General features: G+C 67.1%; 15 protein-coding genes. All 15 read right to left on the minus strand.

The window, feature by feature from the left end:
- Nucleotides 1-89 precede the first annotated feature (89 nt).
- The 15 genes from ASPU41_RS10100 to ASPU41_RS10160 all read right to left on the minus strand — a co-directional run bounded on the left by ASPU41_RS10100 (nucleotide 90) and on the right by ASPU41_RS10160 (nucleotide 16510).
- On the minus strand, nucleotides 90-3647 hold the full coding sequence (locus ASPU41_RS10100) for a DEAD/DEAH box helicase (RefSeq protein ID WP_157356978.1): 3558 nt from the start codon (nucleotides 3645-3647) through the stop codon (nucleotides 90-92).
- A 166-nt stretch (nucleotides 3648-3813) separates the two neighbouring features.
- Nucleotides 3814-4266: an SRPBCC family protein gene (locus ASPU41_RS10105; RefSeq protein WP_069950807.1), complete on the minus strand. Its 453-nt coding sequence runs from the start codon at nucleotides 4264-4266 to the stop codon at nucleotides 3814-3816.
- 72 nt (nucleotides 4267-4338) lie between these two features.
- Nucleotides 4339-5484, minus strand: a complete 1146-nt coding sequence (locus tag ASPU41_RS10110; protein ID WP_069950808.1) for a flavin-containing monooxygenase — start codon at nucleotides 5482-5484, stop codon at nucleotides 4339-4341.
- 38 nt (nucleotides 5485-5522) lie between these two features.
- Entirely contained in the window at nucleotides 5523-5831 is a 309-nt protein-coding gene (locus ASPU41_RS10115) for a hypothetical protein (RefSeq protein ID WP_069950809.1), read from the minus strand.
- 111 nt (nucleotides 5832-5942) lie between these two features.
- Entirely contained in the window at nucleotides 5943-7643 is a 1701-nt protein-coding gene (locus ASPU41_RS10120) for a response regulator transcription factor (protein ID WP_069950810.1), read from the minus strand.
- 155 nt (nucleotides 7644-7798) lie between these two features.
- Nucleotides 7799-8593, minus strand: a complete 795-nt coding sequence (locus ASPU41_RS10125) for an alpha/beta fold hydrolase (protein WP_069950811.1) — start codon at nucleotides 8591-8593, stop codon at nucleotides 7799-7801.
- A 134-nt stretch (nucleotides 8594-8727) separates the two neighbouring features.
- On the minus strand, nucleotides 8728-9018 hold the full coding sequence (locus ASPU41_RS23360; RefSeq protein WP_231941038.1) for a hypothetical protein: 291 nt from the start codon (nucleotides 9016-9018) through the stop codon (nucleotides 8728-8730).
- A complete protein-coding gene (locus ASPU41_RS10130; protein ID WP_231941039.1) occupies nucleotides 9015-9620 on the minus strand; it encodes a potassium channel family protein in 606 nt (201 codons plus the stop codon). The genes ASPU41_RS23360 and ASPU41_RS10130 overlap by 4 nt, the downstream gene beginning before the upstream one ends.
- Before the next feature lie 93 nt (nucleotides 9621-9713).
- On the minus strand, nucleotides 9714-10067 hold the full coding sequence (locus ASPU41_RS10135) for a hypothetical protein (protein ID WP_069950812.1): 354 nt from the start codon (nucleotides 10065-10067) through the stop codon (nucleotides 9714-9716).
- A gap of 118 nt (nucleotides 10068-10185) precedes the next feature.
- On the minus strand, nucleotides 10186-11622 hold the full coding sequence (locus tag ASPU41_RS10140; protein ID WP_231941040.1) for a serine hydrolase domain-containing protein: 1437 nt from the start codon (nucleotides 11620-11622) through the stop codon (nucleotides 10186-10188).
- 175 nt (nucleotides 11623-11797) lie between these two features.
- A complete protein-coding gene (locus ASPU41_RS24020) occupies nucleotides 11798-12022 on the minus strand; it encodes an alpha-amylase family glycosyl hydrolase (RefSeq protein WP_231941041.1) in 225 nt (74 codons plus the stop codon).
- 357 nt (nucleotides 12023-12379) lie between these two features.
- Nucleotides 12380-13123 (minus strand): sulfite exporter TauE/SafE family protein, encoded by a 744-nt coding sequence (locus tag ASPU41_RS10145; protein WP_069950814.1) that lies wholly within the window; start codon nucleotides 13121-13123, stop codon nucleotides 12380-12382.
- Nucleotides 13124-14563, minus strand: a complete 1440-nt coding sequence (locus ASPU41_RS10150) for an NAD-dependent succinate-semialdehyde dehydrogenase (protein WP_069950815.1) — start codon at nucleotides 14561-14563, stop codon at nucleotides 13124-13126.
- Nucleotides 14564-14585: 22 nt separating this feature from the next.
- Nucleotides 14586-15698 (minus strand): M24 family metallopeptidase, encoded by a 1113-nt coding sequence (locus ASPU41_RS10155; protein ID WP_069950816.1) that lies wholly within the window; start codon nucleotides 15696-15698, stop codon nucleotides 14586-14588.
- Nucleotides 15695-16510 (minus strand): carbohydrate ABC transporter permease, encoded by an 816-nt coding sequence (locus ASPU41_RS10160; protein WP_069950817.1) that lies wholly within the window; start codon nucleotides 16508-16510, stop codon nucleotides 15695-15697. Before ASPU41_RS10160 ends, ASPU41_RS10155 begins: the two co-directional genes overlap by 4 nt.
- Between the last annotated feature and the right edge of the window lie 2 nt (nucleotides 16511-16512).

Genomic DNA, 16512 nt, shown 5'->3' on the forward strand with positions numbered 1-16512 from the left:
GACCACCCTAGGGAGGCCAGATGGACTGCCGTGTTCGGGGAACTGGACCGCGGGTGAACGCCTCATGATGCGGGGGGCGGGGTTGGGGGTCAGCCGTCGAACAGGCCCCGCACATCCTCCGCCGACAGTGCCGAGGAGAACATCGCGTCGTCGTCCAGTACGGCGGTGAACAGCTTGGCTTTCTTTTCCTTCAGCGCCATGACTTTCTCCTCGATGGTGTCCCGGGCCACCAGCCGGTAGACCATGACATTCCGGGTCTGGCCGATGCGATGAGTACGGTCAACGGCTTGCGCCTCTGAAGCGGGGTTCCACCACGGGTCCAACAGGAAGACGTAGTCCGCCTCGGTCAGGTTTAGTCCGAATCCACCGGCCTTGAGGCTGATCAGGAACACTGGGGCGTTTCCGGACTTGAACTGCTCAATCACGTCGCCGCGCCGGCGGGTTTTGCCGTCCAGGTAGGCGTACGGGATACCTTCGGCGTCCAGCCGGGCCGCGGCCTTGCCCAGGAAGCCAGTGAACTGGCTGAAGATCAGCGCGCGGTGTCCCTCGGATACTATGTCGGCAAGCTGCTCCAGCAGGGCGTCGAGCTTGCTGGACGGGACGGACGCGTATTTCTCGTCCACCAGGGACGCGTCCAGGCTGAGCCTGCGCAACATCGTGAGGGACTTGAAGATCGCGAAGCGGTTCTTGTCCATGTCGTCCAGCAGCCCCAGCACCTTCTGTCGTTCGCGCTGTAAATGCCGCTGGTAAATGGTGCGGTGGCGCGGCGCCAGGTCCAACTCCAGCACCTGTTCCTGTTTGGCGGGCAGATCCTTCGCGACGAGGTCCTTGGTGCGCCGCATCATCAGAGGCCGGATCCGGCGTCGTAATTGCGCCAGTTTCTCCGCATCCCCGTCCTTCTCCACCGGCTTCTGGTAGTACTCGGCGAAATTCTTCGACGACGGGAACAAACCGGGAGCGGTGATCGCGAACATCGACCACAACTCCATCAGGTTGTTCTCCATGGGCGTGCCCGTGATGGCGAGCTTGAACGGGGCCGGGAAACGGCGGGCGTTCTGGCTGGCCTTGGTGGCCGGATTCTTGACAAACTGTGCCTCGTCCAGCACCAGCCCGGCCCAGCGCTGTGCGGCGAACGCGTCGTAGTCGAGCCGGAAGAGCGTATAGGAAACAACCACGACGTCGGACCCGGCAGCCAGTGCCGCCGGATCCGTCCCGCTGCGCTGCAGCGTGTCCGTGACCGCGGTGACGCGCAACCCGGGGGCGAACCGTCCGATTTCCGCGGCCCAGTTGGGCACCACGGAGGTAGGGGCGACCACCAGGAAGGGGTGGCGCGCAGTTTCGTCGCGGTCCGGAGCGCCGATGCCGTTCTTGGCGTGGCAGATCAGAGCGATGGCCTGGAGGGTTTTGCCCAGGCCCATATCGTCCGCGAGCACGCCGCCCAGGCCCTGCTCCCACAGGAAGGCCAGCCAGTTGTAGCCGTCCTGCTGGTAGGGACGCAGCGATGCGTTGAGGTCCGCCGGCAGCGGCACGTCCAGCAGCTCCGTGAACCGCAGCAGCCCGCCAACGCTCCGCCGCCAGGACTCGGCCTGTTCGGCCGTGGCAGACAGTTCCTCGAGCTCGTCCCAGAGCCCGGCCTGGTACCTGCTGATCCGCAGGGGCCCTTCGTGGTCCTGCAGGGACCTGGCTTCCTCGATCAGCCGGCGCAGCTGGAGGAATTCGGGCTGGTCGAGCCGGAAGTAGTTTCCGGTGGAGAGCATCAGGTGTTCCTCGCCTGCGGCCAGGGCGCGGAAGAGCTGGTCGAAGGGGACATCTTCCCCGCTTAGGGTGACCGTGACGCCCAGATCAAACCAGTCGCCGTCGTCCGTTCCCTGGGTGCTGACGCCGATGAGAGGGCTGTCCGTCAGCTCGCTGTAGTCCGGCACGGTGCCCGTGGTGACGACCCGTACGTGCTCGAGCTGTTCCAGCACGGGGAGTGCCTCAGTGGTGAACCGGGCGGCGGCGATGTTTCTGAGCACCGCCGGCGCGGTGCTGCCCGGGTGGCCGGAGGTTGGGTCCGGGAACTGCTCCTGCCAGGCTGCCGGGAACGGGTCCAGGGCCCCGGCCGCCCGGGCCAGGAGCTGTGCTTCGAACGCGCGGTCGCGGTAGCCGGTGCCCGCATCGGGCAGCGGCTGGCGGGTGACGGTGCCCGCGGAGCTGTATTCCCAGTGCCATTGAAGGTGCAGCGCGCCGGGATCCTGCGGTGCTCCGGCCGCGGGGCGGCGCTGGGTCCGGCCGGACGGTACCCGCTCTGCTGTGGATTCGTGCGGGACGTGGGCGGCTGTCAGCACCAGCTCCGGCGGCAGGATCTGCGGCAGCTCCACGGAGCCGTCGCTGCAGATGACATCTGCTGCCTGGGCGAGTTGCGGGAAGATGGCACCCAGGAAGGAACCGCGGGCCGCCGCCGGAACCAGCAGTTCCGTGCGGTGGCTGATCAGCGGCCGGATGGCGTCAGGAACGGGCGCTGTGCTCGGGGCCAGATGGAAAACACGGGGAGCCGTGGAGGTGCCCGGGCCTGTGGCGGCATCCCACCAGAACAGTCCGTGGCCGGGCCGGCCGATCACGCCCATCGCGGTGCGATCCGCGGAACCGCCGCCGATGCCGACGTACGGCGCCAGCCGCAGTCCGCCGTCGTGATCGCGGATGTCCAGCGAAATGCTGACAGGCTCATGAACCAAGACGGCGTCGCCGGTCTTTGCGGCCACCAGCGCCACCCCGATGTCGTTTGCCTGGGCGAGGAGCTGCCAGAGCAGCGGGTTGTTGAAGCCTTCCAGGGGCAGATGCGTATACGGAGCCGACGTGCCCTCGGCAGCGTAGAGCGTGGCGAAGGTGCGCATCCAACGAACCTGTTCCGGACTGAATTCCTCAAGATGGGCTCCATAGTAGGAGCGCCCGAAGGTATCCCAGCGCAGCTGGCCCACCACCCACTTGCCCTTGGCATTCAGTCTCACCGGCCTGGCGGTCAGGCTGACCGGCGGGGCGGATTGATCTTGCCACGGGTCAACGCGGCCACGCTGGTACCAGGCGGGCTGGCTGGAACCGGATTCGTGCAGTTCCAGCTGCACACCGAGGGGCAGCGTTGGCTTGCTGGCGCTTCGAATGGCCGGTACGCCAGCGAAACCCGGGTACCGTGATGCCGGCTCCGGGTGGAGAAGGGAATGGATCTGCTCCTGCCAGGGAGCGGGAGGGGCCGGTTTCTGGACAGCTTTCTGAACGGCGGGTTTCAGAACGGCGGGCGCGGGCTGCCTCGGCGCGCGAGTGCTCACCGTGGCCGGCGGAATGTCCAGGAGCGCTGGCTGCTCCACGATGGGCCCACTGCTGATGTCCAGGAGCAATGCGGCGACGTGTTTGCAGTTGGAGCGCATGGGGCAGGAACATTCGCCCCAGTCAAGACGCAATCCGCTGGTGCCGTCCTGGAATGAGACTTTGGTCCGGTAGGGGGCGCCGCGGTTGCCCTGGACCTTGGCCTTCAACTCCAGGGATTTGGGGTACCACTCAATGCCGGAAACAGCGCCCTTGCGCGCGTACGTGCGGCCGCGACTGAGGGAGGTGGAACCCACAAGGGCACTGATCACGGCGTCATCGACCTGCGGAAGCGGGGGTAAAGTCACGGCTTAACGGTAACTGCTGGTGCGAGCCTCTTGCGAGCACCCGGTCATCGTCCGGTGGGCTTCAACTCTGGATTCGGCGGACAGGGCCCGGTAGCGCTCAGGCGGTGTGGCTGGGGGCTTCTCCATTTGTCGCGGCTTAAACCGTCGGCCGGACGGTCAAGGTCGCTCAGGTGCGACTATCCAATACCGACTCCAGTTTCTCGAAGGACTCGGTCCATCCGCTGCGGTGCAGGGCCAGCCGCTCTTCCGTCAGGAACGGTCCCTGCGAGAGCACCAGGCGCGTGGCTTCGCCGGTACTCCCGAGTGCGAGGTCGACGACGGTTTCCCGGTCGTCCGGTGTCGGTTCCTCCCAGCGGAAGGTGTACACCAGACGCCAGGGAGGATCGATCTCCAGGAACTCGCCTGAGAGGTGGAACGGTTCGCCCTCCGGTGGCGTCATGCGGAATCCGTAGCGGCCGCCTTCCGTGAGGTTCAGTTCGGCTGCAGGGATGGTGAAGCCGTGCGGACCCCACCACTTCATAAGTTCGGTCGATTCCGTCAGCATCCTGAAGACTTCCTCCGGGGGAGCATCGAGCGTGCATTCCAGGTTCAGGACCAGCCCGCCAGTTTCCTCGTTCATCGTCCCACTCTGGCATCTTGCGGGCGCTGGCGGAAGGGGGCGGGTTGGCAGCCGCCACGCCGCGCTTGCCGGTCATGCCGCCAGCCCGCTCCGGACCTCCGCTCCGTGCTGCGGAGCCTCTTTGGCGGCGAGCCGCTTCGCCAGGTATTTGGCATCCCGGCCCACACCGGGGAGGGTTTCCGATGCTTCTGCGAAGATGAGCTCTTTCCCCAGCAGGTAGAGGCCCGGCAGGGCATCCACGATCCCGCGGTGCTGCTGCTCCCGCCAGTTCGCGGGCAGCGCCGGGATGTCCAGCCACGGGTAGGCCTCGGTGAAGCCGGTGCACCAGATGACATTTGCCACCGGAAGGCGCTGGCCGTCGTCGAGCATCACCGCGCCGTCCTGGACTCCGGTGACCCGCGGCACCAGGTGGACGCCGGCGGCGCCCAGGTCCGCGAGCTTGGTGCGGATCAACGGCCTGGCCATGGCGGCGATCTTGGGCAGCGCCTTGCGACCCACCGGCGTGCTGGTGTTCAGCACGTGCAGCCCGGCGAAGCGGACCACCGGGAACAGGAAGCGGGCCGCGGTCCGGCCGTGCCGGAACGGGAGCTCGCCACTCGGCTTGCCGGCCAGCCAGGTTTCGTGTGTGCGGCTGGTCTCCAGGGCGATCTCCGCCCCGGAGTTGCCCACCCCCACCACCAGGACGGGACCGGGCTTGAGTTGCGCCGGGTTCTTGTAGTGGTGGGAGTGGAGCTGCACGACGTCGGACGGCAGTTCCGCCGCAAAGCCCGGCGTCTTGGGCAGCTGGCAGGCACCGGTGGCGAGGACGACGTTCGCCGCCGTCCAGCGCTGCGTCCCGGCCGTGACATGGAACCGCTGCCCGTCGTGGCTCAGCCGGGTGACGGCCGTGTTGGGCCGGACCGGCAGGTGGAACCGGGAGGCGTAGTCCTCCAGATAGTCCGCCTGCTCATCCTTGGTGGGGAAGGCGAGGGGGTCCCCCGGGAAGGGCCGGCCGGGCAGGCCGTCGTACTTGGCCGGGGTGAACAGGCGCAGCGAGTCCCAGCGGCTCCGCCACGCGTCGCCAACCCGGGTGCCGGCGTCAAGAATGACAAAGTTCCGGTGCTGCCGCGCCAGGTAGTAGCCCAGCGCCAGGCCGGACTGTCCGGCGCCGATGATGACGGTGTCGACGGCGGCAGTGCCGACGGCGCCGCCGGTGTCGGTTGCTGGGGTGGTGTTCATGGTGGTGCCTCCTTGGTGTTGCACGTGCGGTGGGGTGGTTATGAACGCTGTGCCCGCTGTGCCTGCTGTGCCGCCGGCTGGACCGCGGGTCCGGACCGGAAACGCAGGTACCAGATGAGCAGCAGCGCGGAGGCGACGACGTAGAAGGAGTGCAACAGCCAGATCGGCCCCAGCGGGAGGCTGAAGACGTACAGGCAGTGCACTGCGTTGGCGACGTTGCTCAGCGCGAGGTAGCCGAGGCTGTAGGAGTCAAGATCCCTCGTGTGCAGGGCCTTGAGCAGCATGGGCAGGTAGCTCACCGCGAAGAGGCCGGTGGAAACCATTCCTGCGAGCACTGAAACGTTCATGCCATTAACGCTATTTTTCGTCGCGTCGCGGCGAATCGGGCGAATCACCCATTTCGCATTTGCCGGGGAGAAATCCGGCGGGTGGGGAATGGGTATTTGTATGCAGGGAGGTCAGGCCAGTCCGTGCTGGTAGGCGTAGGCCGTGACCGCGGCCCGGGAGGTCAGGCCCAGCTTGGTGAAGATATTGCTCAGGTGCCGGGCCACGGTTTTTTCGCTGATGAACAGTTCGGCTGCGATGTTGCGGTTGCTCAGGCCGGCGGAGACGAGCCGGACCACCTCGGCCTCGCGGGCGGTGAGCGGCCCGGCGTCGGCGGCGTGATGGGCGTCGTTGTTGCTGGTTGGCGCCGGGGCTGTCCGGGCCTCCGGCGCTCCGGGCAGCGGTTGCTCAAGCTCCAGTTGCTCGAGCTCCGGTTGCTCAAGCTCCGCGAGCGCCGGCGCGGCGCCCAGCTCGGAAAATACTGCCCGGGCCGCCTCATGCTCCAACCGGGCGGATTCCTCATCGCCGAGCGCGGCGCACAGCCTGGCCAGGAGGGCGCGGCAGCGGGCCGCTTCGAACGGTGCGTCGAGGCTGAGCCAGCGGGACCACGCGCGGCGCAGCGGGACCAGGGCAGCCTCGGGGTTGCCCTCGTGGAACAGGACAGCGGCCTCGGACTGCTCGGCGAGGGCGTGCAGCATCGGCATGTCGATCGAGGCGCACAGCGCGGTCAGCTCCTCCGCGGCGGCCCGTGCTGCCGGCGCGTCCCCTGCCGCCAGTTCGACCTCCACCCGGGCGGCGAGCATCCGGCGCCGGTAGGCTGGGTCGACGCCGTCCATCGCCTGCCGGAGCAGGGACCGGGCCTGGTCCGGCCTGCCTTGGGCCAGACGCAGGAGCGCCAGCCCGGGCTGCGGCGGGAAACCGGTCTCCTGAGCGTGCAGGTAGCAGGCCTCGGCGGCGTCGAAGTCGCCCCGGAGCCGGTGGATTTCGCCCTGTTCGTAGAAGCCGCCGTAGGTGGCCATGCGGTCGCCGCGGAAGGCGAGGTCCAGCGCCGCTTTGGCCTCGTCCATCGCCTCGGTCCAGGCGCCGTGCAGCCGGTACAACTCGGCCCGGTGCATCTGGCACTGACCGCTGAAGGCCACCAGGCTCTGTTGCGCGTCGCACCACCGGTCCAGCGCCCGAGTCCACTCGTGGGCGCGGTGCAGGTCGAAGGCCAGACGGCAGGTTTCGATCACCGCGCAGTAGATGATCCCGGCGGGGATCGGGGAGATTTCCCCGACGGTGACGGCGACCATGGCTTCGTCAAGCAGGGCCAGGCCGTCGTCGAACTCGCCCAGCATGACCTTCGCCTGCCCCAGGCCCAGCGTACCGAGGGCCGCAGAGTCAGCGTCCCCGCGGGCCCGGCCGAGGTCGGCGGCCCGGGTGAAGGCTTCCGCGGCGGCGGCTCCGTCGCCGCGGTAGAGGGCGCCCAGCCCGGCAGGGACGGACAGCAGGCCCTCGAAAGGGCAAGGCTCGGGCAGGTCCTCGATGATCCGGTGGGCGCGGGCGAACCAGCCGGCACTGCGGGCCGGTTCGCCCAGCAGGATGAGGTTCATCCCGGTCCAGACAGCGCAACGGACGGCGGCGGAGTAGTCGCCGTCGGCGAGGTACTTCAGGTGCGCCCGGGCCAGGATGTCCACTCCCTCGGAGCCCCGGCCGGTGAGGATGACGGAGGTGGCCAGCTGTTCCAGATCCCTGGCCGGGAGTTCGGCGTCGTGGTCGGCTGCGGTGTACTGCCCGACGGCGTCCGGCCAGCGCCGTTCGGCGTAGGCTTCCCGGCCGTGTGCGAGTGTAGACATCGCGCCTCCCCGTTCCCGGTGGCGGGTCTGAGCCTGGGGGCGCTGCCCGGCCCCGGCACTCCCGGAACCGGGGGGTGGGCGCGCGGCCCGTCATCTGCTTTTCAGGCTACCGCCGCCGGTTACGGGGCGGCAAGGTGCGGGGCCGAAGCTGAGTTTCAGCCGAGGGAATGGAAGAACGCCGCCGCGTCCCCGGCGACCCGCTCCGGGCACTCCCACAGGACCAGGTGCGCCACGTCGGGGTAGACCTTCACCGCTGCGCCGGGGATCCGGGCGGCCAGGGTCTCCTGATCCTCGCGGGGGAGCAGGTTGTCCCGGGCGCCCCAGAGGATCAGCGTCGGCGCGTGGATGGTTCCCGATTCCGTGGGCGGCGTGGCCTCGCACAGGCCGTTGAGGATGCCTTTCCATGCGCGGGCGGGCATCCTGAGGCCGTCGCGCACGCGGTCCTCGATGAACCCTGCGGGAACCTCGTGCAGCATGGGAAACCAGGTCAGGGATTCCCGTACCCAGGCCTCGCTGAGCGGGTCGGTCAGGCCGTCCACTTCGTCGGCGAAGGCGGGCCGGCCCTGCAGGCTTAGGGGAGCTCCCACCAGCACCATCGCCGCAACCCGTCCGGGGCAGGTAACGGCCAGCTGCTGGGCAACGTAGCCACCGCTCGAGGAGCCAAGGACGAAAGCCTCCGGCACGTTCAGGGCGTCCAGGATCGCGGCGACGTCCTCGGCCTGTTCGGCCAGGGAATAGCCATCCTCCGGTTTGTCCGCCTCGCCGTGCCCGCGGAGATCGGGAGCATAAATCCTGAAGCCGGTCAGCAGGGGTATGAGGCGGTCAAAGCTTCCGCGGGATTCGCCCCATGCATGCAGCAGCAGCACCGGTTTCGCGTCGGCGGCGCCCCGGACGAGGCACGGCACCGTAATGCCGGTGCGGAGATTGAGGTCCCGGACTTCGGATTCCATAGACCCGGTTTCCATAGCCTCAGGGTACGCCGCAGCGGCTGCCCGGATCGCGGTCCTGGGGACGCCCGGCGCGGCCGGCCGCCGTTGGGCCTGTGATTTGCCGCTGAGGTCAGGGGAGAGGGATGGCCGTGACGCTAGTTCGTGTCCGGTTCCCCGCGCCGCAGGTGCCGGTGGTGCAGCTCGTAGCTGTCGAACACATCGGAGGACGTGGTTCCGGAATGGCCGAATTTGCCGCGAAGGACCTCCGCGAGGGCGTCCAGCGACGCGTGGAGCATCCGTCCGGCGAACCGGAGTTCAGGGCTCTCGCTGCGCTGGGCCTGGGACGCGAGCTCCTGGGCGTAGGCCACCGTGGCGGGCAAGGAGCCGCGCTGTTCGATTTCACGGAAGTAATAGGTTTCATGGAACGCAAGCAGATCTATGCTCACCGAAGCCACGTTTCCGGCCATTGATTCCAGCAGCCCGGCAGCATGCCTTGGATCCAGCGACAATACACCCGCCGGACCTGCGGCCTCCGGAACAGGCTCAGTTGGTGGGCAAGTGTCCGGCGGCGGTTCAGGGCCGGGTACGTCTGCAGGATCCAGGTGACCGTTGCCGTCAGCAACCCGAAGCCGGTGACGGCCTGGAGGGCCACAACCAGCCTGAGCAGCGGATGCGCCGGTACGATTTCGCCGAACCCCACGGTGGAAAGAGTGACTAGGGAGATGTAGAGCGCTTCGGCAAAGTCGCTCCGCTGCGGCACCCCGGCTCCGTGAACAAAACCGGCCGGCAGGTGAGGCAGATAGAGCAGGGCCCAGCCGATGGCCGCCAGGGCCGCCCAGGCGCCAATGATTGCGGCCATGGCCAAAGGTGCTGCGATGAAGGAGCCCCGGCCCCGCAGTTTTCTGGACACCAGCCAGAATCCGCGCATGATCGCCCGGCCCAGAGGACCGGACCCGTGCGGGTAGAGGAGCGTACGAAAGACGTCAACGAGCATCAGCAGAACCAGCCCGGCTCCCAGAATCGTCCAGAGCGTGCCTTCGAAGTCCATGCCTCATCCTATGGGCGGCACCGTGGGCACAGTAAAAAACAGAGGAACCCCGCAGTGCCGGCACTGCGGGGTTCCTCACTGGCTGGATCCAGGTTACTCGGAACCGGGTTTCTGTTCCCGGTCCCGGAGGTTCTTCTTGAGTTCGTCGAACTTCTCCTTGATGACCCGTTCGGCTTCCGAGAGGGTTTTCCCGGCGCTGCTCAGGGGATCCATCTGGAGGTAGACGTTCTGGCTGACGGGCAGGTCGTATTCGTCCTTGAGGTGTGTGCCGCCGCCCACTCCCTGAAGCGACAGGTACACCATGGCGTCCGTCCGGGCAACGCCGGCCAGTGTTCCGAAGACAACGGTGAAATCGTTCGCCTGAAAGCTCACCGTCTGACCGATATGGCTGCGGTCCAGGTCACCGGCTGCTACCGGCTTTTCGGACTGACTTCCGCTGTAGCTCATGAACTTCTCCTAAAAGTCGAGGGTCACGTACCCCAGCAGTCTATCTACGGGGCCAGTGAAGTTCCGGCGGTTCCGCTGCCCGGCAAGGAGACCGCGCAAGGCGGGTCAGCATCTCCTCTCAGGGTGCTGCCCGCGAGGCCCGCATCCCAAGCAGCAGCCACGTTGTCCGCGGGATCGGCCACAGGATAGCCAGTGCCAGAACCGGCACCAGCGAGATGCCGACGTCGGGGAACTGCCGGACGATGACGAAGAAGTGGGTGTCGAACCGGGCGGGGGCGTGGATGAGGCACAGCCACAGCGCAAACCCGTCGAGGGCCAGGGCCGCGGCGGCCCAGGCCAGGGGAGCCCGCCGCTTCCCGGCAGGGTCATGGCGCCGCGGCAACAGGAACCGCAGCGCCAGCCACAGGCTCAGCAGCTCCGCCAGCAGCAGTCCGAGCGCGACCGCCGAGCTGTAGCGCTGCAGCCAGTCCTCGTGCACCACCGCAGGCACCGGCGCGTGGCCGTGGAGAATCCGCAGGAGATTGGTGTCGATCGCCTTCAGCCGGGACGGGGCACCCGTGTCATTGCCGTTGATGACCAGGGCGACGCCAAGACGGGCTGAGGGAACCATGGCCAGGTAGGTGTGGCTGTTGCCCCATTCCCCCTGATGCTCCAGGAGAAGAGGCAGCGTCTTCTCCGGGACGGGCGGTGTTGCGGCCTCGGCGGACTCCACCAGCGGCCGGGTAAACCAGCCCATGGCGTAGCGCTTGGATCCGTCCACCTGCACCCGTGGCTCGAACATCGCCTCAACGCTCCCGGGCTGGAGGATGCGGGCGGCGCCGTAGCGGCCGCCGTCGAGCAGCGCCATTAGTTCGTGGCTGAGGTCCTCGGCCGAGGAGTACAGCGTGGAGGACGGCATCCCGGTGGTAGGGGCGGGGACGTCGGTCTGGCGCCACCATGCGCCAAACCACCGCGAGTACCCGGCAGCAGCGTTGTCGGCGCGGGCACCGGCCCGGGTCGGATGGCTGTGAGCCATCTCCAGTGGTCTGAAGACGTGCTGCGCCAGGTAGTCGCCGAACGGTTGGCCGGAGACCGTCTGCACCAGGAGGCCCAGGATGTTGAAGTTGGCGCTGGCATAGCGGAAGGCCGCGCCCGGTTCGCCGGCCAGCGGGGAGTCACCCAGGGCCCGCACCCCTTCTTCGAGGGCTTCCGGGACCTGTGTGTCGGAGGCCTCGAAGGCCGTGTCCTTCGAGGCCATGCCGCTGGCCTGATGGAGCAGGTGGCGGAGGGTGATGGCGGACGAGCGGCTGTCGTCCAGCGTGAACCAGGGCAGGTACGTCTGCACTGGCTCATCCAGCCGCAGCCGGCCCGCCTCAACCTGCTGCAGCACGGCGATGGCGGTGAGGGTCTTGCTGGTGGAGGCCAGCAGCACCGGCGTCTGCGCGGTCAGCGGCCGTCCGAAGTCATCGGCTCGGCCAAAGGCAGCGGCGTGCACCCGGACCCCGTCCCGGACGACGGCGATGGCGGCGCCTGGAATTCCGAGGGCCCCGATTTGCTCCTGGAGGAAGGAGTCCAACTCCGCATAGACCTGCTCGGGATTCGGCGGGCCGGTGGCTGGCGCAGCGTAAGCGGCAGGTGCCGGCGGTGTGAGACCGCCAAGGATGCCCGCGGCCAAGAAGCACAAGAGGAGGCATTGCGCTGACCAGGGAATAGCTCGCATGTCCGCACCTGCACTTCGGCTGACCGTCCCTTCACGGTATGACCGGGCCACGGGGAAAACAACTGCGCACGGCGCCGGAGGTGGCCCTCCGACGCAGAATCCGGTGCTGTCTTCTGTCTTCTGTCACGCAGCACCCAGGTAGCGTAGGAGCACTGGTCCAGCTGTGGGGAGGACTCGAACGGGTCATCCAGATCCCGTCGACGCCGAGGGCAGCGATGTACGGCAGCCGGGCGGCCAGCCCGGCGAAGTCGCCCACGCGGTCGCCCGAAGGAACGCAGATAGACCTGGTAGATGACGGCGGACTGCCACCACTGCACGCTCCACTATGGTGCCGGACGTCACGGCGGACACTCTAGGCCGGCGTGGTGACGTCCCTGTCGATATAGGAACCCGCTCGCGACGAGGGCGCCGCATGGCAGCCGCACTTGCTGTCTACTTCCAACCGGACGGTGACGGCCCGGTCTCCTTCCAGCTGTAGTGTGATGGTCTCGTTTCGATCGGTCGAAACTCGCAGAACGGTTACTTCAGGAGAGATGGCAGACATGGTGTCCTTTCGTGAGCCGTGTGGCTCGTGGCGGAAATATCGGGTGGTGCATTGAAGGATTCGGGGGGCCTAGGTCAGGGCGTTCAGGACACCTCGCACAATGGTTGCTACGGCGCCCAGATAGGCGAGGACAATCAGTAGGATCTGAGCGGTCCTGGCGGGTACGAACTTGGCCGCGATATCTCCCAAGACCAGCCCGGCGAGGCAGGCGAAGGCCACGGCCAGCCACATGGTCCAGGGGAGCACAGGGAATGAAGCGGGGGCGGTAATGGCCTTGGCGGCCAAGGAAAAGGTTCCAATGGTGAGGAAATACGGTTGCATCGTGGCCGCGAACGAACGGTGGTTCCAGCCGGTGGCGATGGAGTACATGCTCACGGCGGGCCCGCCCACACCCGCCGCCGTGTTCATGAATCCGCTCAGGCCTCCGGCCGTCCAGAGATAGCGGCGGCGGGCCGGCAGTTTCGCCGATTTCAAGGCGAGCAGGACGGTCAGCCCGACAGCCAGAAAGACGCCGATCGAGATTTCCAGGACAGCCGGGGGGATCAGCCTGATGAGGAACGCCGCCGGGATGATCCCGAGGAGCGCCGAGGCGGCCAGCGCTGCATACCGGCGCCAGTCGATGTCCCGGACCACCCGGAAGATGATGGCACCGGCTGTCACGGCTCCGCAGAGGTTCACCAGCACCACGCCTTCCACCGGTCCGAGGAGCAGGACCAGGAAAGGAGCGGCCACCAGGGCGAAACCCATGCCAGTGATGCGCTGCATCCCAGCGCCCATGACGACGGCGGCCAGCACCAGCCCGGTGGTCAGCACCTATGGCCTCCAGGCCACGTACTGGACCTCCTCGAACTCTGCCATGCCCAGGTCTGATCCCTCCCGGCCAAGGCCGGATTGCTTGACTCCGCCCATCGGTGCGAATGCCACGGACGGCAGGGGATCATTGACTCCCACGATGCCTGCTTCCAACCGTTCCGGGACATTCCAGGCACGCTTGGAATCGGTGCTCCAGACATAGGCTGCGAGCCCCATCTCGGTGGCGTTTGCTTTCCGGATGGCGTCCTCGTCCGAGGCGAACGTGACAACACCGGCTGCCGGGCCGAAGACCTCCTCGGTCACCAGGGCTGCGTCGTCCGGTACGTCCATCAGGAGCGCCGGGGCCATGAATGCCCCACCGTCGGGAACGTCCGTCCGCTGGGTGATCCGCCGGGCACCGCGTTCGACGGCGTCGTCCACCAGGGCCTGCACGGCTGACACCCTCTCTCCGTCGATCATCGGACCAAGATCCGGAACGGCTGAACCGCCTTCTGGAACGCCGTGTCCGATCGACATTGCATCGAACCGTGCCCCAAGCTTTTTCGCGAATTCCTCGGCGATGCTTTCCTGGACCAGGAAGCGGTTGGCTGCGACGCAGGATTGCCCGGTGTTGCGGAGCCGTCCAAGAACGGCGCCTTCTACCGCCGCATCCAGGTCGGCATCTTCGAACACGATATACGGCGCGTTGCCGCCCAGTTCCAGAAGGGGACGGACCAGGCGATCGGACGCCATGGCCATGATCTGCCTCCCCACGCCGGTGGAACCCGTGAAACTGACGGCCCGCACGGCCGGGTGACGGACCAGGGCAGCGGTGATGTCCCGGGAGGGCCCATGGACGACGTTCACGACGCCGGCGGGGAACCCGGCGTCGTGCAGGACCTCGAACAACCCGGTCGCCGCGAGCGGCGCCTTTTCGGAGACCCGTCCCACCACGGTGCAGCCTGCAGCCAGCATGGCAGCAAGTTTGCGGGCCTGGATGGACACCGGGAAGTTCCACGGTGTGAGGCTCAGGGCAACCCCGATAGGTTTGCGAAGGCTAAGGTGACGCCGTCCCGGCATTTCGGGCGGACTGATCTTCCCCGTGGAGCGGCGGACTTCCTCGGCGAACCAGCGGAAGTACTCGACAGAGAAGTCCACTTCACCCTGAGCTTCGGGGAGCCGTTTGCCGGCCTCCAAGGCCAGGGTGTAAGCGAGTTCGTCGCGCCGTTCGGCGAGGAGGTCAGCCGCATTCCGGAGCAGGTCGGCCCTCATCCGCACGGTGGTTTGGGACCACGATTCGAACGCGCCGGCAGCGGCGTCGGCGGCCTTGACGGCGTCGTTAGCTGTTCCCCAGGCAACTTCACCCACGGTGAGGCCATTCCCGGGATCGACAACGTCCCTTGAATCGTCGGCGGACTGCCAGATGCCGTTCACTAGGTGACGGGCTGATTTCAGGTTCACGTTTGGGTTCTCTTTTCTTGGGCTAGTGAATTTCAAGCACGGCGGGGCGGGTTCGGCCACCCACGGCCAGGGTGGGCCAGACATCATCGATGGTGAGAATCCGGGGACCGTCGGCGGTGACCAGCACGGTGTCCTCAACTTTGAACCCTGCTCCGGACGGATTCCAGCCCAGCACCATGCCCTCAGCCAGTTCAAGGGTGGTGCGCGGGCTCACTATTAGTTCGCGCGGGTTGAACCCGGTGAGGCCGCCCTGGTGGTGCCGGCGCCACTCCTCGGGTTCGAAGCCGTTGTCGCCGTAGGCGCCCGCCCCGTGGGAGAAAATCCCGCCCAGTACGGCGCCGGGTTTGCTGTGGTCCAGGAACACCTGTTCCACGCGCAGCAAAGCGTTGTACGTGGCGGATTCGGCACCGAGCGCGGAAAAGGACGCCATCCGGGTGATGGTTCCCACCATGCCGCCCCGTCGCCCGCAGCAGGCAACCATCACGCGGTCCTGCACCGGCTTCGCGGAGGCGAGAGGGTGGCGGTGGGCGCCGATCCGTTCGTCGGATCCCACGAACAGCGCCACTGCCTCAATGCCTTCGTCCAGCAGCGCTGCCACCAATTGGCCGGCAATGTGCTGCTCTGGGTCGCCTGGCCTGATGGCAGACACAACCCGTCCGGTGATCCGCGCAAGGTCGGCGCACAGTCCGGTGAGGGTCTGCTGCTGGTCGGGGGTGAGGATCCGGCGGATGGCGGCAAGCGCTGCCTGACCGTCAATACTGTCAACACCTCCGTTGGGCTGGTCCGTCAGGACGCCTGGTCCGGAGGGAAGCCTGATTGACCGGTCTTCGGTCCAGTCCACGGCGTCGAACACCACCGCGCGGCCGGCGAATTCGGTATCGCGCAGCCTCGGCGCCTCGATGGCATTCGTGACGATCCGCACCTCTTCGGCGGACTGCGGTCCTCCGAGGCCGGAGATCACGACGTCGAAGCAGGCCATGTTCAGCGTCTGCGGCACGTGCCACTTGGCTCCCGTGAACCATGAGAGGTTCAGCGGGTCCCGGAGCACCACCGTGTGGGCACCGTGTTCCACGGACAGCCGGCGGAGGGAGGCGAGTTGATCTTCCCAGCTGCCCGGGAGGCTTGCTGCACTCATCCCTTGCTTGCTCCGGCCGTGATCCCGGCAACGAAGTAGCGCTGCAGGAAGACGTACGCCACCACCACGGGCAGGGAGGCCAGGATGACACCGGCGAACAGCAGCGGATAGTTGGTCTGGAACTCGCCCTGGAAGCTGAGCAGTGCCAGCGGCAGGGTCCGGTTGCCCGGGGACTGGATGAACAGCAGCGGGTACAGCAGTTCGTTCCAGTGGATCACGAACAGGAAGATTGCGGCCGCCGCCACTGACGGTGCGGACAGCGGGAGGGCGATGGAGACGTACGTCCGCCAAGGCCCTGTTCCGTCAATGGAGGATGCCTCGAAGAGTTCCTTGGGCAGGGTCCGCATGAACCCGCCCAGGATGAAGACCGCGATCGGCAGCGTGGAAACCACGTTGGCCACCACCAGGCCGGTGAGGCTGTCCAGAAGCCCGAGCCGTCCGAACAGTACGTAGAGCGGCACCATGTTGGCCTGGGCGGGGATCGCCATGCCCAGGACCAGGAAACCGAAGACGGCCCAGGACATGAAGCCCCTGAGCCGGGCCACGGCGTAGCCGGCGAGGCTGGCAAGGAACAAGGTGAGCGGCACGGAAATGGCGGTGACAATGACGCTGTTCATAAACGACGAGCCAAGGTCCTGGCCGGCGATGACCTCCGCGTAGTTGGCCGGGGAGATCGACTGCGGCAGGCTGAACGGCCCCTCGAAGAGTTCCTGGGTGGACTTGAAGCTGCCGAACCCCACCACGGTCAGCGGAACGATGATGATGACCGTGTAGATCGCGAGGATTCCGCGGCGGGTTATTGACGAGAGCATGC

Origin of the sequence: Arthrobacter sp. U41 (assembly GCF_001750145.1) — a bacterium.
In the GTDB taxonomy this organism is placed as follows: domain Bacteria; phylum Actinomycetota; class Actinomycetes; order Actinomycetales; family Micrococcaceae; genus Arthrobacter.